Below are 21,817 nucleotides of genomic sequence, written 5' to 3'. Positions count from 1 at the left end.
GACCTGGGCCTACGGTGAGCGTGGCTTCCCGCGACCGGAAGCCGGGACAAGGCGGAGGGAGCCGCGGGTTGTCGACTTCGGGTGTGGCGCAGGGGCGGTCCACGGCGCCGGGACGGTCCATCGCGCCGGGACGGTCCACGGCGCAGGGACGGTCCGCGCGGTGGTTCCGGGGGCCGTTCGCCCGCTGGCCTCGCGTCGCCGACGCCACGCTCGCGGTGATCATCCTCCTGATGGCCCTGTTCCTGAAGGACGGTCCGCGCGACTCGGTGGTCCCGCGCCGGATCCAGGATGTGCCGCTGGTCCTCCTGCTGGTCGCCGCGGTGGTGTGCGCGGCGCAGTATCGGCGTCGCCGAAGCCCTCTGATCGCGCTGGGCTTGGCTTTGAGCGGCTGGGCCGTGACGCTAGGAACGGACTCCGCGGACGTCGGCGCCGCGGCGCTCATCGCGCTGTACAGCACAGGGCGGTACAGCGATGACAGCGGCCGATGGACGCGCGTGGGCATCGGCGCGTCCCTCGTCGTGGTCAACCTCGACGGGCTCGTCCACCGCAAAGCGATCGGTGACGACGTCTTCGGCACCTTCGTCGTCTTCGGCGTGTGGTACGTCGGGCACCGCCTTCGCCTGCGGGCCGAGCGCGCCGTCCAGGCGGAGCGGGAACAGGCCGCTGAGGCTCGCCGGATCGTGAACGAGGAGCGCACGCGTATTGCGCGCGAGCTGCATGACGTGGTCGCCCACCGGGTCAGCTTGATGACGGTGCAGGCCGGGGCGGCCAAGGCCGTCGCCGTGATCGATCTCGAAGCGGCGATGCGGGCGATGGGAGCGGTCGAGGAGGCCGGACGGGAGGCCCTGGAGGAGCTGCGGCACCTGCTCGGGGTTCTGCGACCGGACACCGATCCGGACGGGCTCGGTCCGCAGCCCGGGCTTGCGGACCTGGCCCGGCTCGTGGCGCAGATCCGCGCGGCGGGCCTGGACGTCACCGTGGCCGGCGAGGCGATCCCGCAGGATCTTGTCGCCAGGGTGGACTTGTTCGCCTACCGTATCGTCCAGGAGGCGCTCACCAATGTGCTGAAGCATGCCGGGCCCGGGACGCGGGTCGAGGTGAGGCTGGGCCTGGAGAACGGGGGTATCGCCATCGAAGTCCTCGACGATGGTCGTGATGGTCGTGATGGTCGTGATGGTCGCGATGGCCGTGGCGGCCCGCTGCTGCCCGGGCCGGGCGGCCGCGGCAGCAGCGTCGGCGGCGGCATTAGCAGCGTCGGCGGCCACGGCATAGTCGGCATGCGGGAGCGTGCGCTGCTGCTCGGCGGCACCCTGGAGGCCGGACCGCGTCCGCACGGCGGATTCCGCGTCGCCGCCCACCTGCCGGCCGACGGCGAGGCCCGATGACCATCCGGGTCGCGGTGGTCGACGACCAGGCCCTGGTCCGCGGCGGTTTCGCCATGATCCTCGGAGTCCAGCCGGACATCGAGATCGTCGCCGAGGCCGGGACGGGACTGGAGGCGATCGAGGCGGCCCGCACGCATCGCCCCGACGTGATCCTCATGGACATCCGAATGCCCGGCATGGACGGCCTGGAGGCCACCTCCCGGATCCTGGCCGAAGCCGACTGGAACGTCCGTGTCCTGATCCTGACCACCTTCGACCCGGACGAGTACGTCTACCAAGCCCTCCGGGCCGGCGCCAGCGCCTTCGTCCTCAAGGACATCCCCACCGATCAACTGGCCGTAGCCGTACGCACAGTCGCTGACGGCGGCGCACTCCTGGCGCCTACGATCACTCGCCGCTTCATCGACCGCTTCACCCGTCAACCCCTCTCCAACACGGCCGTCCGTAACCGCCTGGACCGCCTCACGCAACGAGAACGCGAGGTAGTAGCAGCGATCGCCCGCGGATCCAGCAACCCCGAGATCGCTGCGGAGCTGCACATCGGCGCCGCCACGGTGAAGTCCCATATTTCGAGCATCCTCACCAAGCTGGGCCTGCGTGACCGCACGCAGATCGTGATCTTCGCCTACGAAAGCGGTCTGGTCGAAGCGGGGGACCGCGATATCGGGAACTAGAACTGGCGCGCAGCGGGGGAGGCTGCGGCGTTCACCGTCGGGCTGGCGCGGATTGGCCCTACGGCCCCTCGTCCCCGCGCTTGCCGGCCGCTGCGAGCCGTGACTTTTTGGCCTTGTTCCCGCAGGTGTTCATTGAGCACCAACGGCGGTTGGCGCCGTGGCTGGTGTCCAGGAATAGGCCTGCGCAGTCGGGGTTTTCGCAGGTCTTGATGCGGGTGCGCTCGGCGCCGCCGAACACGTGGATGGCGTCGGTGGCCAGGATTCCGAGCGCGTCGCGGGTCGTAGCTGTCGGCGTCAGGCGCCAGGTCGCGGTGTCGCCGACCAGCTCCGCTCTGGCTTGTCCGACGGTCGCGGCTGTGTTGAGGGCACGAACGTCCCGGGTGGCTGGGGTTCGCTGCGCGGCGATTGCCGTGCCTATGCGGAACAGTGCCTCGCGCAGAGCGACGGCTTCGCCTAGGTCGGTTGCCGATACATCGGCGACAGCGATTCCGGCGGCTTGCAGCCAGAGCTTCAGGCGCCCGGGGTCGGACAAACGATCACGCGGCGCGGTGCTGCCCCGGTCGCTGACGGTGGCCGTGAAGCGGAACGCCAGGACTTCGTTGTCCAGGCGGAACACCCGGCGTGCGTCCTCCGTCATCCTTGCCTCCTCGGCAGACCCATCGCTCTCTGAACTGTCTAAGACGGTTCGACATCAGGATACAGCCGTGTCAGTATTGAACCGTCTAAGACGGTTCAGATGAGAGGGCGGAACGATGGACGTCGCGGTCATCGGCCTGGGAGCGATGGGCAACCCCATCGCACGCAATCTTCTGGAAGCGGGCCACACGGTCACGGTGTGGAACCGCACCGCCGCGGCCGCGGACGGCCTCGTCGCCTCCGGAGCCCGCCGGGCAGCCACCGTCGCCGAGGCGATGGCCGTCCCGGTGGTGTTCTCCATGCTGTCGGACGATCGAGCCGTCACCGAGACCTTCCTCGATTCCGGCGTCCTGGCCCAGGCCTCGCCCGGCACGGTGCACGTGAACCTCGCCACGGTGAGCGCCGACCTGGCGCGCGAGGCGGCGAAGGCGCATGCCGAGCACTCGGTCGGATACCTGGCCGCCCCGGTGTTCGGCCGCGTCCCCGTTGCCGAGGCCGGCGCCCTCAACATCCTGGTGGCCGGCGATCGCGCCCTGATCGAGCGGGTCCAACCACTGCTGGACGCCATCGGATCGAAGACCTGGCTGCTGGGCGATCGCCCGGAGCAGGCCAACGTCGTGAAGATCCTCGGCAACTACCTCATCGCCTGCGCGATCCAGTCCCTCAGCGAAGCGGTCAGCGTTGCCGAAGCCCACGGCATCGACTCCCCACACCTCATCGACCTCCTCACCTCGACCCTGTTCCCCGGGCCCGTCTACACCGGCTACGGCTCGGCGATCGCCGAACGCCGCTACCAACCCGCCGGCTTCACCACCGAACTCGGCCGCAAGGACCTCCACCTGGCCCTCGCCTCCGCAGCCGACCGCGACATCCGCCTCCCGATCGGCGAGGTGCTTCGCCAGGTCTTCGAGCAGGCGCTCGCCGACGGACGCGGATCCGACGACTGGGCAGCCATCGCGGAGCAGCAGCCGCGCTGAGCGAGTTGTTCGCCAGAATCTTGAGTCAGGTGCCTGATGGGGACGTCAGGCACCTAATGAGGACGTCAGGCTCCTGATGGCGTGTCGGGCGGCCGGGAACCTTCCATCCGCCGACCAGCCCGATGCGGGCTGCCCCAGGACGAGGCCCGCCGAGTCAACAGTTTTATCTTGGCAGCGCCTTGTCGACGCACTGCTACTCCCCGCAAAGTGCGGGGAGTAGCAGTGCGGACCGCTGTGCGGTCGGCCCTGTTTTTGGGATCGCTGTCGCCACAGCGTCCCGGTTTTTTGAACCGCCCGGGTCACGACCAGGCAATTGCGAAGCATGACCCATCATGGCGGGGTTGGCGCCTCCCCGTCTCCGACTCGGACAGGCTCATGGCCGAAAACGGGCCCGACGTTCTGAACTTCCCGGTGCCGCGGGGAGAAAGCCCAGACCGCTGAAGTATTGCAAAAAGGGCACCCGGGGCGGAAGTTTTGGCCAAATCGCGGCCATTAACGCGTCCCTGCCCAACCTTGGACAGTAATCGCCTTAACTTGCCTCGCGATCACCCCTAGTTGCGCGATTCTTCCAGTACTTCCGACGCCAGGGATCGCCATCCCGGCCGAGGTTTCGCTACTACGGGTCACGACCCACCCCTCAAGAAAGGGGAAAATCGCAGTGATTGCGAAGTATTCGCATAGGCGGCGCAGCCAGCCAGGCACGAGGGCAATCAGGCAAGCGTCGACTGCGGCCGAATTAATCATCGTCGGCGCAGTCCTCACCACATCCGTGGCCCTCATCGCCATCGGCTGCCCACCATTCACCGCCCCCACCATCGCCGGCTCCGCAGGCCTGGCAGGCGTCAACGCCGCCCGCCACCTGAACAACCGCGGTGCACAACGGTGACAGACAACACCCACCTGGAGTGCCCACCCCCGGACAAGCCAGTCCCGGGACGAGACAACAACCCACCGTGCCCCCTGAACCTCACCACAGTCCCCGAACTCATCGACTGCATGAGCCGCACTCTGGCCTGGTCAGGCATGTCACTCCGACGCATCGAGGAACGCTCCACCACATTCGGCCGACTACCACGCAGCACACTGTCGTACATGCTCAAGCACCGCAAAACACTGCCGACGGAGAAGCAATTGAGAGCATTCGTCTACGCCTGCAAGATCGGCAACCACTGGGAAAACTGGCGCATCACCCGCGAAGCCATCGAGCGCGAAGACACCCGTAGCAGACGCTGACTCGCAGCTCCGCGAAGGGCCCCGGTGGCCGGACAGATATCTGGCCGCCGGGTTTGAGGGCGCCGCGCGACTTGAGAATGCGATGCGACTGGCGGTAATCCTGATGCCTTAGCGCAAAGGTGCTGTCGCCTTGCCGCCTTGGGGTAATGCTTTGCCGGGAAGGTCAGAAGTCTCCTCGCCTCGGAACTATCCCGCTCGTGCGTGGACTACAACGAGACCAAGAAGATGCTGCGCCAGGTGATGGGACCATCCCCGCTCGCGCGGGGACCACAACCACACGTTCCCCCAGCCGGCGGTGCCGAAGGGACCATCCCCGCTCGCGCGGGGAGCACGCGAACCGGCCGCTCGCGTTCCTGAGGTAGCCGGGACCATCCCCGCTCGCGCGGGGAGCACACTGCCGGACTTGCCGCCTCACCTGTCCATGCTGCCACGCCTCATCGGTTTCATTGAAACAGACATATCTAAACCTAGCGGTCTGTTTCCAAACCGCCGCCGTCAGCTTGCCTTGCTCCACCCACTCCTGGCAGGTGACGTCGATACGGCAGGTCCCTCCACGTCGACCAGCACCTCCCCAACATGACCCTCCCGTTGCCGGCCACGCCGCCAGTGAGAAGCATCTCTTACTTTCTTGACACACGAAAGATACGGCTCCAGACTCCGTCTTACCGCTCCACCGATCAGGACTCTGTCGCGGTACCCACGCCGTGACGAGTGCCTTCGACGTGCGCTTTCACGGGTTTGGTGCCGCGGTGTCGGCGGCCTGGCGACACCGCGTCGCCGGGTCGGAGTCTTACAGGAGGTGCGTATGGCGATCTCGCGACGAGATCTGCTCAGGGTTGGCGGGACGGCGGTGGTCGGTGGGGCGCTGTTGTCCACCGAGGCCGGTTCCGCGACGGCCGCAACAAGCGCGGCGGGAGCCGCCCCCGGCGCGGCATCCCCGCCACCGGCAGCAGCCCCGACGGTGGCGCCGGACACGATCGACCGCGACAGCGTATTCACACGCGGCGGCTCAGGGCCGTTGTACTGGTCGACGTACGGCTACGACTACCCGAACAACAACGCTCAGTCGCAGGCCAGCTGGCAGGCGAACGTCACCTGGGTGGCGAACAACCTCAAGTCCTACGGCATCAACATGGCCTGTACGGACGGCTGGGTGGACTACACGCAGGCCACGAATGCCCACGGCTACATCCTGAACTACCAGGACACGTGGGCGATGGGCTGGGCCGGGATGGCCTCGTACCTGTCGAACCTCGGGCTGCGGATGGGGGTGTACTACAACCCGCTGTGGGTGACCAAGGCCGCGTACAACGACCCGACCAAGACCGTGATCGGGCGTCCTGATGTGCCGATCTCGGCGATCGTCACCGCGGGCGACTTCTTCGGCGGGAGCAAGGGCACCCAGGAGATCTACTGGGTGGACGTCACCAAGGACGGCGCCAAGGAGTACGTCCAGGGCTACATCAACTACTTCAAGCAGCTGGGCTGCGTGTACCTGCGCAGCGACTTCTGGGCCTGGTATGAGACCGGCTACGACCAGAACATGGGCACCGTCGGCGTCAACCACGGCAGCGCCAACTACGCCACCGCGCTGGGCTGGATCAGCGAGGCGGCCGGCGACGCCATGGAGCTGAGCGTCGTCATGCCGAACATGCTCAACCACGGCCAGAACGAGCGCAGGTACGGCGACCTGGTCCGCATCGACGACGACTGCGGCAGCGGCGGCTGGAACTTCCTGTCCGGCGGGCGCTCCAGCTGGCAGAACTACTGGACCCAGTGGCACACCCCGTTCCTGGGGTTCACCGGCTTCTCCGACGCCTCCGGGCGCGGCCAGCTGATCCTCGATGGCGACGTCCTGGAAATGAACAGCTTCGGCAGCGACGACGAGCGCCGCACGGCCCTGACGCTGTTCGCCATGGCCGGATCGCCGCTGATCGTCGGCGACCGCGCCGACAACATCGGCTCCTACCTGAGCTTCTGGCAGAACAACGACATCCTGGACATCAACAAGGCGGGCTTCGTCGGCAAGCCGCTCTACCGCAACGCCAACCCCTTCTCCACGGACGCCACCAGCCGCGACCCGGAGACCTGGATGGGCCAGATGCCCGACGGCACCTGGCTGGTCGCGCTGTTCAACACCACCTACTCCACCGTCACCAAGTCGATCGACTTCGCCGCCGTCCTGGGCCTGTCGGCCGGCGGCGCGGTGCACGACGTGTGGAACAACACCGACCTGGGCCAGAAGACCGCGCACTCGGCCTCGATCCCCATGCACGGCGTGTCCCTGATCAAGATCACACCGGCCGGAAACGGTGCGCCGATCTACCAGTCGCAGGTCGCGGCCTGGGCCGGCGGGGCGATGTTCGACGACGCCGCGGCCGGCTACAGCGGCAATGGCTACGTCGACGGCCTGGGCACCACCAACGCCAGGGTCGTTTTCGGGGTCGCCGGGGCTGGGGCCGGGGCCGGCGCCGGGCCCGGAGCCGGTGGCACCACTCCAGTCACCGTGCGCTACTCCAACCCCGGAAGCGCGGCGACCCTGACGGTGTCCGCCAGGAACGTGGCGGGAACCGTCTCGGGCAGCACGACCGTGAATCTGCCGGGCACCGGCGGCGCCGGCACCTGGGGCACGGCCACCATCAACCTCACACTGGCCTCGGGCACCAACCTGATCACCTTGCAGCGCACGGCCCAGGACACCGGATCGGTGAACCTGGACTGGATCCAGGTCGGAGCGTCCACCGGCGGATCCACGCCGCCCGGCGCACCGGGGACCCCGACCGCGTCGAACATCACCGCCAGCGCGGCCACGCTGACCTGGACGGCCGCCTCGGCCGGCACCAACGCGATATCCGGCTACCAGGTGTTCGAAGTCGGCAACCCCGACACGATCGTCGCATCGACGAACACTGACACTCTGACCGCGACCGTGAGCAGCCTGACCGCCTCGACGCATTACAGCTTCTACGTCAAGGCCAAAGACAGCGCCGGCTCTCTCGGCGCAGCCTCCGGCACTACCTCGCTGACCACCACCTCCTCCGGCGGCTCCGCGCCACCGAGTGCCCCGGGACTCCGGCCGCCTCGAACATCACTGCCAGCGCGGCAACGCTGTCCTGGACGGCCGCCTCGGCCGGCACCAACGCGATCTCGGGCTACCAGGTGTTCCAGGTCGGTAGCCCGGACACCGTGGTGGCCTCGACCAACGCCAGTACCCTCACCACGACCGTGAGCGGTCTGACCGCTTCGACGCAGTACGGGTTCTACGTCAAGGCCAAGGACAGTGCCGGCACCCTCGGCGCAGCCTCCGCTACCACCACGGTCACCACCGCAGCGGCGTCCGCCGTCGCCACGGTGGCCTACGCCGTCCAGAGCGACTGGGGCTCGGGATTCTCGGCCTCGGTGACCATCACGAACACCGGCAGTACGGCAATCAACGGCTGGACGCTGGCGTTCGCGTTCCCGGGCAACCAACAAGTCGGCGGCGGCTGGAACGCGAACTGGTCGCAGAGCGGCCACACCGTGACCGCGACCAACCAGGGCTTCAACGGCACTATCGCCCCCGGAGCCTCGATCCAGGTCGGCTTCACTGGCACCTACAGCGGCAGCAACGCCAAGCCCACCGCGTTCACTGTCAACGGCCAACCCGCCGCCATCGGCTGATCCGCAGCCTCCTGCTCATCGGTTGCCGAGGTCGCCAAGGCGGCCGAGGTCGCCAAGGCCGCCGAGGTCTCCGAGAACCACTGCTCCCACAGGGAGGGGCGTCTCCCATTGGCACTGGGAGACGCCCCGCTACCCATCGTCCGCCCGTAAGCCCGCGAGCGCGACGGCTATCCCACCCACAGTGTCCTGTAAAAGGGACGCGGAAAGAATCACTATGCGATTGGGTACACGACGAAGAGTCCTGACCTCCCACCTTCCGGGAGGAAACCCGCAGCAAGCGCGCCGACGGCGCCACGCAGGCTTCGCGCTGGCGGCGCTGGTCGCGGGCGTAATCGGCTGGATCCCGAGCCTGAGTCAAGCCACGCCAGCCGCAGCCACGACCGCATCAGGCTCAGGCAACCCCGGCGTCACCCGCACCCAGCAGGTCTTGTCCAGCATCACCACCGACAAGTCTCGCTACGCTCCCGGCGACGCCGTCACCGTGACCATCAAGGTCGCCGACAAAACCGGCAGCGACGTCAACGGTGGCGCCGTCAGCCTGTATGTCATGGCGTTGCAGACCGCGGCCGGCAGCCCGCTCTCCCAGCCCCTGACCGTAGCCAACGGCGCCTCGACGACGCTCACGTTCCACTGGACCGCGCCGTCGACCGACTACACCGGCTACCTGGCCAGCGCCGTGGCCACCGACGCCTCCGGCAAGGCGCTGGACTCGATCAACATCGGCGTGGACGTGTCCTCCTCGTGGGCCCGGTTCCCGCGCTACGGCTACATGACCAACAACTCGTTCGGGAACCAGAGCCTCTCGACGTCGCAGGCAGCTTCGATCATGAACACGATGTCGAACTACCACATCGACGGCCTCCAGTTCTACGACTGGCAGTACAACCACGACCAACCGCTGTGCGGGACGGTTAGCTCCCCATGCGCCTCGTGGATCGACGACGGCAACCAGAAGACCGTTTACGCGTCAGCGGTCAAGAACCTGGTCGGTGCCGCCCACAACGCCAACATCGTGGCCATGCCCTACAACGCCATCTTCTCGGCGGACAACGGCGCCTGCTGCGGCGCTCCGGACTACCACTCCCAGGGCCTGGGAGTCAGCCCGCAGTGGGGCGTGTATCAGGACACTGTGCACAGCAAGCCCCTGGCGTTCTTCCAGTGGGACTACATGGATCCCAGCAACCCCGGCTGGCAGCAGTACCTGATGGGCCAGCAGAACGCTGCGATCCAGGCGTTCAACTTCGACGGCTACCACGGCGACACCTTCGGGGACCCCGACACGGTCGACTACAACTACAACGGCCAACCGGTCGGTGTCACCAGCAACCCGTGCACCACCGACACCGACGGAGCGACCAGCACCACTCCGGTCCACAACGTCGCCGGCTCCACCACCTGGCTCAGCGGCACGTTCCCGTCGTTCCTGTCGTACGCCAAGAGCGCGCTGGGTTCCGGCAAGTACCTGATGTTCAACCCGGTGACCTACGACCACGCCCACTGCGAGGCCAACACCAGCGCGGTGGACCTGCTCTACACGGAGCTGTGGCCCAACGACCGGGACCAGTACTGGGACTACAACGCCTTGAAGCAGGCCGTCGATCAGGGCTTCTCCGAGAGCGCCTCGGTCAGCTCGAACGGCCGCGGCAAGTCGCTGGCCGTCGCGGCCTACGTCGACTTCGCCGAGGGCGGTGGCGGCACCTTCAACACCCCCGACGTACTGCTGCTGGACTCCACTCTCTTCGCCAGTGGCGGCAGCCACGAGGAACTCGGCGACACCGGCCAGATGCTCGACTACCAGGAGTACCGCGCCGGCGCCACCCCGATGAGCGCCTCGCTGTCCCAGTCGGTCCAGAACTACTACGACTTCATGACCGCCTACGAGAACCTGCTTCGTGACGGCCAGACTGCCACCAACCAGGCGGTGACGATCGCCGGCCAGACGGTCAGCAACCAGGCCACGCCCGGCGACGTCTGGGCGTTCACCAAGCAGGACGCCGACCACGAGATCATCCAGATGATCAACATGGTGGGCCAGTCCAGCAACCTGTGGCAGACCGGCAAGTGCGACATGTGCTCGCACACCACCTCGGCCCATCCGGCGCCGACGCAGCTGACCGACGTGCCGGTGAAGTACTACTACCGCAACACCCCCAAAGCCGTGATGTTCGCCTCGCCGGACTACAACAACGGCACCACCTACCAGGTGCCGTTCACCACCGGCACCGACTCCGGCGGCAACTACGTGTCGTTCACCGTGCCCAGCCTGAACTACTGGGACATGGTGTACACCAGCCAGACCGGTCCTGGTGACGCCCCGATGCTGCCCGGCAGCGGTCCGGCGCCCACCGCCCCCGGCGCGCCGGGCACCCCGGCCGCGTCCGCCATCACCGCCACGGCCGCGACGCTGTCCTGGACGGCCGCCGCGCCGGGCACCAACTCCGTCGCCGGGTACGACGTCTACCGCGTCGGATCCCCGGACGCGGTCGTGGCCTCCACCAGCGGCCTGTCGGCCACGGTCACCGGCTTGTCGCCGTCCACCGCCTATCAGTTCTATGTCAAGGCCAAGGACTCCACGGGTCTGACCGGCACGGCCTCTGGTATCGCATCGCTGACCACAGCTTCCTCCGGAGGGTCCACGCCGCCGGGCGCGCCAGGAACGCCGACCTCGTCGAATGTCACGGCCAGCGCGGTGACCTTGTCCTGGACGGCGGCTTCGGCGGGCACCAACGCCATCGCCGGCTATCAGGTGTTCGAGGTCGGCAGCCCGGACACGGTGGTGGCGACGACGAGTCCGAGCACCTTGAGCGCGACCGTGAGCGGTCTGACCGCTTCGACGCAATACGGGTTCTACGTCAAGGCCAAGGACAGTGCCGGCACCCTCGGCGCAGCCTCCGGCACCACCACGGTCACCACAGCCTCGCAGCCGTCGGGCGGCGCGAAGGTGGCCTACGCCGTCCAGAGCGACTGGGGCTCGGGATTCTCTGCCTCGGTGACGATCACGAACACCGGCAGTACGGCGATCAACGGTTGGACGCTGGCGTTCGCGTTCTCGGGCAACCAACAAGTCGGCGGCGGCTGGAACGCGAACTGGTCGCAGAGCGGCCACACCGTGACCGCGACCAACCAGGGCTTCAACGGCACCATCGCCCCCGGAGCCTCGGTCCAGATCGGTTTCACCGGCACCTATAGCGGCGCCAACACTGCGCCCACCGCGTTCACCGTCAACGGCCAACCCGCCACCATCGGCTGACCACAGGCGCGCTGCCTGGCATTTCACGAGCTAGGCAGCGCGCCGCTCCAACCACCAGGAAGGGAGTCATGACCGGCGCATTCGAGCCATGGCACATCCTGCTCATAGTCGGGATCGCCGTCGTCCTGTTCGGAGCGAAGCGTCTTCCTGTCGCCGCACGCTCGATGGGGCAGTCACTGCGCATATTCAGAAGCGAGCTGCGGCAAGCCGTCCACGACGGGGAACCGCCGCCGCCCACCCTGCCGTCGCCCACCCTGCCACCCTCCACCCTGCCGCCGGTCCAGGACCCGCGGCGTGAGCACCAGGACATCTCCGATATCGCCGACCGGCGGCCCGTCTAGCCAGCGGCGGACAACTTGTGGGGTCGGCCCGCGCAACAGTCGCGCGGGCCGACCCCGATCTTCTTTCCGCTGGTAGCGCCTCTAGCAGCGCACGCACCGGCCATCTCGGATCCCGCACAGAGCTGCGCACACAGCCGCGCGCAGCCGCGCACAACCATGTCCGCCAGCCCCAGCGGGGGCCCGCTGATTCGTGACCCGGCCGTGACCCCTAACTATCTTGACCCAAGAAAGTAACTCTCCCTACGATAGCCGCACACCGGCCCCCCAGGGCCGTCGGCAGGCCGCAGAGCAGACCTCTCCGGTTCTTCGACCTGCTCATTCGTCGCCGATACTCCTCGGACTCCTCGGACTCCTCGGACTCCTCGGACTCCTCGCGGACGCAGGCGAACGGCGTGTGTCACACCCTCATTCGGACACAGGAGGACACCAAGTGCGCTCCACGAAATACGCGGTTGTCACGGCGTTGGCCGCGGCCGTGTCGCTGGCGCTGGCCGGCTGCGGGAGCTCGTCGAGCTCCGGCGCCTCTCCGGCCGCCGGCAGCGGCGGCGGAAAGACGCTCGTGGTCTGGGACTACGAAGCGAACGACAACGCCGCGGGCATAGCCCGGGCCGAGGCCATCAAGGAGTTCCAAGCGGCCCACCCCGGCGTCACCGTGAAGTTCGAGGCCAAGAGCTTCGACCAGATCCAGCAGAACGCCGGCATGATCCTCAACTCGAACGACGTGCCGGACGTCATGGAGTACAACAAGGGCAACTCCACCGCCGGCATGCTGTCCAAGCAGGGCCTGCTCACCGACCTGACCAGCCAGGCCACCGCGCGCGGGTGGGACAAGACACTGAGCTCGTCGCTCCAGACCACCGCCAAGTACACCAACGGTGTCATGGGCGGCAGCGCCTGGTACGGCGTTCCGATGAACGGTGAGTTCCTGACCGTCTACTACAACAAGGACCTGTTCGCGAAGTACAACATCGCGGTCCCGACCACCTTCGACCAGTTCACCGCGGCGATGGCCACGTTCAAGAACGCCGGGGTCACCCCGCTGGGGATGAGCGGCGCGGACTACCTGGGCGTCCACCTGTTCTACGAGCTGGCGCTGTCCAAAGCCGACCGCAACTGGGTCGACGACTACCAGCTGTTCAAGGACAAGGTCGACTTCAAGGGCCCTCAGCTGAGCTACGCCGCGAACACGTTCGCCGACTGGGTGAGCAAGGGCTACATCAGCAAGGACTCCGCGGCGGTCAAGGCGCAGGACGAGGCCAACGCCTTCGAACAGGGCAAGATCCCCATGTTCTTCTCAGGGAACTGGTGGTACGGCAGCTTCCTGACCGAGATCAAGAACATGCAGTGGGGCACCTTCCTGTTCCCGGGCAACACCCTCCAGGTCGGCTCCAGCGGCAACCTGTGGGTCGTGCCCACCAAGTCCAAGAACAAGGACCTGGCCTACGACTTCATCAACACCACCCTCAGCAAGCCCGTGCAGAACCTGATGGGCAACAGCGGCGGCATCCCGGTGGCCGCCGATCCGGCCGCGATCACGGACCCCCGCAGCAAGGACCTGATCGACGAGTTCGACTCGATCACCTCGCACGACGGCCTGGCGTTCTACCCGGACTGGCCGGTCACCGGCTACTACGACACCCTCCAGCACGCCGTCCAGGAACTGATCAACGGATCCAAGAGCCCGAGCTCGATGCTCGACTCCATCGGCGCGGTCTACAAGCAGAACGCCCCGCAGTAGCCCTCGCCAGCCATACGTCCGGCGGGGCGAGTGTGAGGGCTCGCCCCGCCGGCGCTCCACGAAGGAACACCATGTCGGCACCCAAGAAATACCGCATGCCCAGCGAGGGCGGATACGCCCTTTTCCTGGTTCCCGGTCTGCTGCTGTGCATCGCGGTCGTCATCGTCCCCTTCATCGCCACCGTCGTCATCAGCTTCACCCGCTGGCAGGGGATCGGCTCGATGAAGTGGATCGGCGCGGACAACTACACGCGCCTGCTGCACGACGAGAACTTCTGGGCCTCGTTCAAGAACATCGGGATCCTGATCCTGGCCATGGTGGTCGTCCCGACCCTGATCGGACTGTCCCTGGCCGCGGTGCTGTTCGACTACGTCGCCAAGCGCTTCGGCCCCCGCATCGCCGCCGCGCTGCGCTCCAGCTTCTACCTGCCCCAGGTGCTGCCCGTCGCGGTCACCGGCGTGGTGTGGGGCTGGATCCTCAATCCCGACTACGGCGCGCTCAACACTGTGCTGGACAAGGTCGGGCTGCGTTCGCTGGCCCACAACTGGCTCGGTGACCCGCACTACGCGCTGCCCACCGTGATGGTCACCCTCACCTGGGCCCAGATCGGATACCCGCTGGTGATGTTCATGGCCGGCCTGCAACGCGTCGACCCCGAGCTGTACGAGGCCGCGGAACTCGACGGTGCCGGCTGGCGCCAGCGCTTCCTGCGGGTGTCCGTGCCGATGATCCGCCCCGAGATCTACGTGGTCGTGGTCACCACCACGATCGCCACCTTGAAGATCTTCGGGCAGATCTTCGTGCTGACCGGCGGGGGACCGGGCAACTCCACGCTCGTGCCGTCCTACTTCGCCTACAAGAACTACTTCCAGAACGCCAACGTCGGCTACGGCTCGGCGATCTCCACCGTTCTCACCGTGATGATCGTCATCCTGGCCGTCGTGTTCCTGCGGGTGCAGGCCCGCAACCAGAAGACGGAGAAGCCGTGACCACCCGAACACTGCCCAAGCCGACGGCCTCCCGCACCCCGCGCAAGACGGACGGCACCGGTCGGCCGGCGCGTCGGCCCGTCCGGTACGTCGTCCTCTCCGGACTGGTCGTGCTGGCGCTTCTGGTGCTGGCGCCGTTCCTGCTCGTCGCGATCAACGCGGTGAAGACGCCGAGCGAGTACGCCAGCGGCGGGCCGCTGTCGTTGCCCGGCGGGCTGCACCTGTCCAGCCTCATCGACTTCTGGAACCGCTCCGACTTCGGGTTGATGCTGATCAACAGCTTCCTGATATCCCTGGGCGCGGCGGTCATCGGCGTGGTGTTGTCCACCCTCAACGCCTACGCCATCGGCATCGGGCGGATGCGGGGCCGGAACGCCTTCCTGATCTTCTTCCTCATCGCCAACGTGCTGCCGCAGGAGGAACTGGTCTACCCGCTCTACTACGCGGCCAAGTCCCTGAACCTCTACGACTCCCGCACCGCTCTGATCATCATTTTCGGTGTCATCCACAGCGCGTTCGGCGCCTACCTGCTGTCCTCCGTCTACGGCGAGTTCCCCCGCGAACTGCTCGACGCCGCCTCCGTCGACGGGGCCGGACGGCTGCGAACGCTCTGGCACGTGGTCATCCCGATCAGCCGTTCCACCCTCACCGTGCTGTTCACGTTCTTCTTCATCTGGACCTGGAACGAGTTCTTCTTCCCGCTGATCTTCCTGGTGTCCAACAACAAGCAGACCGTGCCGGTGGCCTTGGGGCTGCTGCAAGGGCAGAACATGATGGATGTGACCACGACCAGTTCCTCGGCGCTGCTGGGCATCCTGCCCGCCGTCCTGTTCTTCCAGCGCACCATGAGCCGCGGCATCACTTCCGGCGCCTTGAAGTGACCCGGAGGCCGCCCGCGCGGCCCGACCCTGCCCGACCCAGCGGCCTCGACCCCGCGCCCCGCCATCCGCAGCACGACCAGCAAGGAGAATCCCCAGTGAGCCCCGAACGCCCATGGTGGCGCGACGCTGTCGTGTACCAGGTCTACGTGAAGTCCTTCGCCGACGCCGACGGCGACGGCACCGGCGATCTGGACGGCCTGGCCTCCCGACTGGACCATCTGGATCGGCTCGGCACCGACGCGCTGTGGCTGAGCCCCTGCTACCCCTCGCCCGGACGCGACGGCGGGTACGACATCGCCGACTACTTCAGCATCGACCCGCTCTACGGAGGTACCGCGGCCCTGGACCGTCTGGTCAAAGCCGCCCACGACCGTGGTATCAGGATCCTGCTCGACATAGTCCCCAACCACTGTTCGGCCGAACACCCCTGGTTCCAGCGTGCACTGCGCGCGCCGGCCGGCTCGCCGGAGCGGGCCCTGTTCCACTTTCGGGACGGCCGCGGCGCCTCGGGTGAGCTTCCTCCGAACAACTGGCAGTCCATGTTCGGTGGTCCTGCCTGGACGCGCACCACAGACGCCGACGGTGACCCCGGACAGTGGTACCTGCACCTGTTCGATGCCTGGCAGCCCGATCTGAACTGGAACCATCCCGAGGTTCGCGAGCACTTCGAGGCCGTGCTGCGGCACTGGTTCGACAAGGGCGTCGACGGTTTCCGCATCGATGTCGCCGCCATGCTCGTCAAAGCCGACGGGCTTCCCGACCGTCCCGGTCCCGACGGTCTGGACCCGGCCGCCAACCAGCCCGCCGTCCACGACATCCACCGCGCCTGGCGCGCCGTGGCCGAGGAATACGCGGGGGACAGGGAGCTGATGCTCGTGGGGGAGGTGTGGGCGCCGACCGCCGAGCACGTCACCGCTTTCATCCGCCCCGGCGAGCTGCACCAGGCGTTCTACTTCGACCTGATGGCGCAGCCATGGGACAGTGCCGCTTTCCGCGCCAGCACACAACGGGCGCTGCAAGCCCTGGACGCTGTAGCGGCAGGCCCGGAACCAGCCGGGTCGCTCGCCTGGGTGCTCAACAGCCACGACGCGCACCGCTCGGTGTCCCGCTACGGGCTGACCCACGCCGAACCGGTGAAGTCCCCCGACGAAATGGCCGACGTCCTACGTCCCCGTGGACGCGTCGACATCTCTCTGGGACAGGCCCGAGCCCGCGCAGCCCTACTCTTCCAGCTCGCTCTCCCCGGAGCGGCCTATCTCTACCAGGGCGAGGAACTCGGCCTGCCGGAAGTCATGGACCTGCCCGACGACGCCCGCCAGGACCCGATCTGGACCCGCTCGGCGGGCCAGGAGCACGGCCGTGACGGATGCCGGGTGCCGTTGCCCTGGGCCGGCGACGACCCGCCCTTCGGGTTCAGCCCCGCCGGCGCGCGTCAGGCGCCTTGGCTGCCCCAGCCGCAGTGGTTCGCGTCGTACGCCCAGGACCGCCAGGCCGCCGATCCCCAGTCGACGCTGAACTTCTATCGCAGTGCCCTGGCAGCACGCCGTGCGCTGCTGGCGGATCTCCCCGACGAGGTGCTCTGGGGCGAGGCCGGGCAGATCCGCGACGACGTGCTCGTCTTCACGCGGGGACGGCTGACGGTGGTCACCGTCTTCGGCGACGACCCGCTGGATCTACCGGAACAGCTGGGCCACGTAGTGCTGGCCAGCTCCCCGATGGAAGGCACACGGCTCCCCGGCAACAGCGCCGCGTGGCTGACTCAGAGTTCGTAGAAAGCGCCGGTATCGGGCGTCAGTGCGGCCACTGCCTCACGGCGGATCAGCCCACTGACGACCCGACGGCTTCGCGGATCACCAGGCATCCGGCACCGCGAGCCCACATCAGGTCGTCCGCGTGGTCCACCACCAGCTCGCAGTCCCGTGCCGCCGTGGAGAACGCGTGCTCCCTCCAGGACTGTTCGCAGGCGGGCCCGAACAGGTCGTAGGCCGAGGCCCGCTCGCCGGTCAGCACGATCCGCTGCGGGTTGAACAGGTTGCAGACCGTGGCCAGGCCGAGTCCCAAGGCCGTGCCCATCGCCTCGAACGCCGCCATGGCCCGCTCGTCCCCGGCCCGTGCCGCCGCGATCGCCTCGTCGATGTCGGTCGTCGTGCCGCCGTGCTCGGCGATCTCCCGCAGCACGGCCCGGTCCGAGGCCACCGTTTCCAGGCAGCCGCGGTTTCCGCAGTCGCACAGCACTCCGTTCGCTTGCAGTGGGATGTGGCCCAGCTCTCCGGCCAGACCAGTCGCACCGGGGTATAGCTGACCGCCGAGCAGCAGCCCGCAACCCACGCCGGGGCCGGTCGTCACCAGCACGAAGGAGTCGATGTCGCGGCCCGCGCCGAACCACCGCTCGGCGATCGCCAGCGCGTTGACGTCGTTGTCCACGACCGTGGGCAGGCCGGTGGCCTGCGCCAGGGGTTCTGCCACGTCCACGTTGTCCCAGCCCAGGACGCCCGAGTGCAGCACCCGCCCCGATGCGGGGTCGACGTGACCGCCGAGCCCCACACCGAGGCCCAGGATCTGGCCGTGCACCGCCGGATCGGCGGCGAGTTCGCCGGTTACCGCGACCGCGGCCTCCAGCGCCTCGACAGGATGGTGACCCTCGGTCAGCAGTCGCGTGCTCTGGGCAAGCACCCGGGCTTCGAGGTCGGCCAGGACGCCGGTGACCGATCCGGGCGCGATCTTCACGCCGATGACCGCATAGCGATCCGTGGCGACCCGCAGCAGCCGGTGCGGTCGCCCCATCCCCGAGCTCCTGGCGCCCACCTCGACCACGTAACCGGCCTCGATGAGCGGGTTCACGACTTTTGTCACGGTCGACTGCGACAGGTCGGCACGTCGGGCCAGCTCGGTCCGCGACAGCGGCCCGGCGGTGAGGATCTCCGCGAACAACTGGGTCTGTGTCGCGTCCGCGATGCTGCCTGCGGACTGCACACGGACCGGTGCCGCCAGGCCGAACCGGATCCGCTCGCTACCGACCGTCATCAATGCCCCGCTCGCGTCTCGACGACATACTTTCTTTACTTATGATAGTTGAGGGGGTCAATCCGCCGGAAATCGCGTCCTCGGCAGGTGGCGCGGTCCACGAACGCGACTTTATCGCGGCCTGGTGCGGAGCGGAGCGGTGGCGGCCGAAGCAGGCCCAGGCCGGTCCTGCCCGGGCTCGCCTTCAGTGACCTGCAGTTACCTTCAGGGCTTTGACACCTGCTTCTCCAAATGCGCCTTGAGCGCGCGGTTCTGCAGATCGAAGTCATGCGCGGTCTTCTTGATCATGCCGCCGACGAAGGGCACCAGGAGGCCGGAGAAGGTCTCGGCCTGGGTCAGGCGGGTCCGTTGGCCCGGCAGTTCGGTCAGCACGAAGCTGTGCTCGCCGTCGAAGACCTTCGGCAGGACGAAGCGGCCCAACCAGCGCAGCTCCCGTCCCGGGTCGGCGACGGTGACGACGGGCCGGAAGGTGACCGGCTTGCCGTCGCTCGGATACATGCGGTTGGTGAGGCGCTGTCCGACCTCGACCCGCCCCGAGCATTCGCGCATGACCGGGTTCCAGTCGCCGCTGGACTCCCGGTCGGCCAGGACGTCCCACACCTCGCGCGGCGCGGCGTCGATCTCTATCTCGGTGGTGATGGTGGTGCTGAACACGGGCATGCGGACTCCGGGGTGGGGTGCGGGTGCGTTCTGGTCTCTGCCGTGGGCCGGCAGTCGCCGGACGCGCATCGTACGTCCGTTCCTTTATGGATGACAATTGATGGTCAGCATCCGGAGCGGATACGCAGGACTCTCGCATGACCGGAGAACGTCTCGGCAATATTCGGGTAACGTCCATAAAGTGTCTCGGCTTCAGGCCGCTTATTCGCCGAAGTGCCGGAATACTGCCCGAACATTGCTGGCCGGTCTGGCAGGCCTGCCAGACCGGCCAGGCCGGGTCGTCTTCGGTGCCGTGGCACGCGGCTACGGGATCGCCCAGTGCTGGTTGGCTCCGTTGTCGCAGGTCCAGATGTCGAGCCGGGTGCCGGCGGCGGTGGCGAACCCCGGGTCGTCCAGGCACTTGCCAGAGGCCGGGTTGACCAGGGTGCCCGCGTTGACGGTCCATTGCTGGGCGCCCGTGCCGTTGCAGCCCCACTCCTGGACGAGCGCCCCGTTGCTGGTGCTGCCGCCGCTGACGTCGAGGCAGTTGCCGTTGATGCGGATCGTTCCGTCCGCCTGCCGGGACCAGATCTGGGCTCCGGTGTTGTTGCAGCCCCACAGCTGGACGGCGGTTCCCGCGGCCGACGAGCCGGTGTTCAGGTCGACGCACTTGGTGCTGTCGACGGCCGACACGATGGTGCCGGTGGCCGGGGTCGGCTGCGCGCCGGTCAGCGTGATGTCGACGGTGTGGTTGCCGCTCAGCGTCGTGGGGATCGTGTGGTTGGTCGTCGTGGTCCCGTCGAGTTTGAAGGCACTGATGACGTTGCCCGCGCCGTGCAGGGCGACGGTCAGGGTCGCATTGCGGTAGGGCATGCCCGACAGCGTCGCGTCGCCCCACCCGGCCGGCAGCGTCGGTTGGAAGGTCAGCCCGCCGGTGCCGTACTTCATCCCGAAGGTGTCGGTGTAGATCATGCGCAGGTAGGCGGTCGCGGACCAGGTCTGGTCCGGGGCGGCGCTCCAGTGGCCGCCGGTCTGCCAGCCGCCGTCCACCGCTCCGGTCTGGGCGTTGTAGATCTCTGCGAACTGGCCGCTGGCGTTGGCGAGCGAGGCCAGGCTCTGGACCTCGTTGGCGAAGCGGGACTGGTTGCCGGCGGTCGCGGCGGCGTCGGCCCAGTAGCCCTCGACCATCGGCCAGACGACATTGTTGTGGCGCCCGGGCTTGCTGTCGCTGTATCGCGCGAAGTTCGGATATGTGTCGACGATTCCGCGCGGCTGCACATGCGTGTTCTGGAGGATCGACTGTGTCTGGGTACTGTCGGCGATTCCGAACAGGATCGCGAATGCGAGCCCTGTGCCCTCTTCTGTCTGGTCGACCTGCCCGGCCATGCCGTCGTTCCCATGGACGAAGTAGCCGTAGGTGCCCCGGCCGGGGATCCAGAGATACTGGTTGATCTTTGACTTGAGGGTGTCCGCCGAGGAGTTCAGCGTCGCCACGTCGCCGCTGGGCCTGCCGAGGGCCTGCGCCATCAGGGCCGTGGTGCGATAGGCGTTGTAGTAGAGCTCGTTCGTGCTCAGGGTCATCATCGAGTTGGTCGCCCCGTAGCTCCCGACGTAGCCGCCCTGGCTCTCGGTCGCGTCGGCCGGGGGCGCGGGGTAGCCGGCGATCCCGTCGTTGAAGAAGGCGGGGCCCTGGAACAGGCCGTAGGAGCTGTTGAAGACCTGGCTCTTGCGCAGGTTCAGGGTGTTGACGGCGGTCTGATAGGCGTTCGCCAGGAAGGTCTGATCGCCGGTCACCAGGTAGTGGTTCCAGGCTCCGGTCATCCACACGACCTCGTCCCAGGTCTCGTTGTCCTGCTGGAGGAGCAGCTGGCCGTTGGACTGCTTGACCACGACCGACCACAGCGTGTTGGCGGCGACCTGCGGCTCCAGCGCGCTGGCCGCGTTCCAGGAGTTCACGGTCGCGTCCCGCGTCCACGGCTGCGAGTAGCCGCCGCCGGCCCGGACGAACGTGCCGGGGGAGGAGGTCATCAGGCCGGAGGAGTTGTAGACCGAGGGGTCGTAGGGGACCGTGTTGACGTCGAGCAGGTTCGTCAGGGCCTTGGTGTAGGCGGCGCCGAGGCCGGCCTGGGTGGCGGAGTTGGCGAAGCTCAGCGTCGGGCGGCTCGCGGTCGCGGCGGCCGCGGTCGCCGAGGTGGCCGAGCTGGCCGAGGCCGAGGTGGCGTTGGCCGAGCTGGCCGTGGCCGACTCCGCGGCGAGACTGCAGGAGAGTGCGGCGACCAACGCGGAGGAAGTCAGGAGACTGAGGTTGCGAAGTCCGCGTCTGGGGCGGGGCCGGTCCATGGGATCCCTTTCGATGCCGCTGCGCGCGCGAGTGTCCGGAATGTGGGAAC

General features: G+C 67.7%; 15 protein-coding genes and 1 pseudogene. 12 read left to right on the top strand and 4 right to left on the bottom strand.

Translation table 11 applies throughout. The annotated features are described in order from the left end of the window. Positions 1 to 68 precede the first annotated feature (68 nt). Both ABD481_RS00125 and ABD481_RS00120 read left to right on the top strand, forming a co-directional pair. Complete coding sequence (locus tag ABD481_RS00125) at positions 69 to 1,385, top strand: sensor histidine kinase (RefSeq protein ID WP_344663361.1); 1,317 nt, start codon at positions 69 to 71, stop codon at positions 1,383 to 1,385. Beyond that, positions 1,382 to 2,059: a response regulator transcription factor gene (locus ABD481_RS00120; RefSeq protein ID WP_344663360.1), complete on the top strand. Its 678-nt coding sequence runs from the start codon at positions 1,382 to 1,384 to the stop codon at positions 2,057 to 2,059. The genes ABD481_RS00125 and ABD481_RS00120 overlap by 4 nt, the downstream gene beginning before the upstream one ends. A 58-nt stretch (positions 2,060 to 2,117) precedes the next feature. Here the strand turns inward: ABD481_RS00120 and ABD481_RS00115 are convergent, their stop codons facing one another. Continuing rightward, positions 2,118 to 2,696 carry a CGNR zinc finger domain-containing protein gene (locus ABD481_RS00115; RefSeq protein WP_344663359.1) on the bottom strand — a complete coding sequence of 193 codons (579 nt, stop codon included), beginning with the start codon at positions 2,694 to 2,696 and terminating at the stop codon, positions 2,118 to 2,120. Between the two features lie 115 nt (positions 2,697 to 2,811). Between ABD481_RS00115 and ABD481_RS00110 the strand changes: the two genes are divergently transcribed. The 10 genes and pseudogenes from ABD481_RS00110 (at position 2,812) to ABD481_RS00065 (ending at position 17,536) form a co-directional block, all read left to right on the top strand. Continuing rightward, positions 2,812 to 3,672: an NAD(P)-dependent oxidoreductase gene (locus ABD481_RS00110; RefSeq protein ID WP_344663358.1), complete on the top strand. Its 861-nt coding sequence runs from the start codon at positions 2,812 to 2,814 to the stop codon at positions 3,670 to 3,672. 996 nt (positions 3,673 to 4,668) lie between these two features. Beyond that, complete coding sequence (locus ABD481_RS00105; protein WP_344663357.1) at positions 4,669 to 4,905, top strand: hypothetical protein; 237 nt, start codon at positions 4,669 to 4,671, stop codon at positions 4,903 to 4,905. Between the two features lie 805 nt (positions 4,906 to 5,710). Further along, positions 5,711 to 7,891 (top strand): annotated as a pseudogene (locus ABD481_RS00100) (fibronectin type III domain-containing protein); the annotation flags it as partial. A 101-nt stretch (positions 7,892 to 7,992) separates the two neighbouring features. Beyond that, the gene (locus tag ABD481_RS00095) at positions 7,993 to 8,565 is read left to right on the top strand and encodes a cellulose binding domain-containing protein (protein ID WP_344663614.1); all 573 of its coding nucleotides are present in this window, start codon (positions 7,993 to 7,995) and stop codon (positions 8,563 to 8,565) included. Between the two features lie 427 nt (positions 8,566 to 8,992). Further along, positions 8,993 to 11,815 carry a glycoside hydrolase family 66 protein gene (locus tag ABD481_RS00090; protein ID WP_344663356.1) on the top strand — a complete coding sequence of 941 codons (2,823 nt, stop codon included), beginning with the start codon at positions 8,993 to 8,995 and terminating at the stop codon, positions 11,813 to 11,815. Between the two features lie 68 nt (positions 11,816 to 11,883). Beyond that, on the top strand, positions 11,884 to 12,156 hold the full coding sequence (locus tag ABD481_RS00085; protein ID WP_344663355.1) for a twin-arginine translocase TatA/TatE family subunit: 273 nt from the start codon (positions 11,884 to 11,886) through the stop codon (positions 12,154 to 12,156). A 430-nt stretch (positions 12,157 to 12,586) separates the two neighbouring features. Further along, a complete protein-coding gene (locus tag ABD481_RS00080; protein WP_344663354.1) occupies positions 12,587 to 13,894 on the top strand; it encodes an ABC transporter substrate-binding protein in 1,308 nt (435 codons plus the stop codon). A gap of 71 nt (positions 13,895 to 13,965) precedes the next feature. Beyond that, the gene (locus ABD481_RS00075) at positions 13,966 to 14,883 is read left to right on the top strand and encodes a carbohydrate ABC transporter permease (RefSeq protein WP_344663353.1); all 918 of its coding nucleotides are present in this window, start codon (positions 13,966 to 13,968) and stop codon (positions 14,881 to 14,883) included. Beyond that, complete coding sequence (locus tag ABD481_RS00070; protein WP_425559079.1) at positions 14,880 to 15,764, top strand: carbohydrate ABC transporter permease; 885 nt, start codon at positions 14,880 to 14,882, stop codon at positions 15,762 to 15,764. Before ABD481_RS00075 ends, ABD481_RS00070 begins: the two co-directional genes overlap by 4 nt. 95 nt (positions 15,765 to 15,859) lie before the next feature. Next, positions 15,860 to 17,536 carry a glycoside hydrolase family 13 protein gene (locus ABD481_RS00065; RefSeq protein WP_344663352.1) on the top strand — a complete coding sequence of 559 codons (1,677 nt, stop codon included), beginning with the start codon at positions 15,860 to 15,862 and terminating at the stop codon, positions 17,534 to 17,536. A 46-nt stretch (positions 17,537 to 17,582) separates the two neighbouring features. Here the strand turns inward: ABD481_RS00065 and ABD481_RS00060 are convergent, their stop codons facing one another. From ABD481_RS00060 to ABD481_RS00050, 3 genes are all read right to left on the bottom strand, one after another. Continuing rightward, positions 17,583 to 18,788: an ROK family protein gene (locus ABD481_RS00060; protein WP_344663351.1), complete on the bottom strand. Its 1,206-nt coding sequence runs from the start codon at positions 18,786 to 18,788 to the stop codon at positions 17,583 to 17,585. 204 nt (positions 18,789 to 18,992) lie between these two features. Then, on the bottom strand, positions 18,993 to 19,448 hold the full coding sequence (locus ABD481_RS00055) for an SRPBCC family protein (RefSeq protein WP_344663350.1): 456 nt from the start codon (positions 19,446 to 19,448) through the stop codon (positions 18,993 to 18,995). Between the two features lie 303 nt (positions 19,449 to 19,751). After that, positions 19,752 to 21,707: a ricin-type beta-trefoil lectin domain protein gene (locus ABD481_RS00050; protein ID WP_344663349.1), complete on the bottom strand. Its 1,956-nt coding sequence runs from the start codon at positions 21,705 to 21,707 to the stop codon at positions 19,752 to 19,754. Positions 21,708 to 21,817: the final 110 nt, after the last annotated feature.

Source organism: Catenulispora yoronensis (assembly GCF_039531695.1).
Taxonomy (GTDB): Bacteria; Actinomycetota; Actinomycetes; order Streptomycetales; family Catenulisporaceae; genus Catenulispora; species Catenulispora yoronensis.
This window is presented reverse-complemented; position numbering and strand designations above follow the sequence as displayed.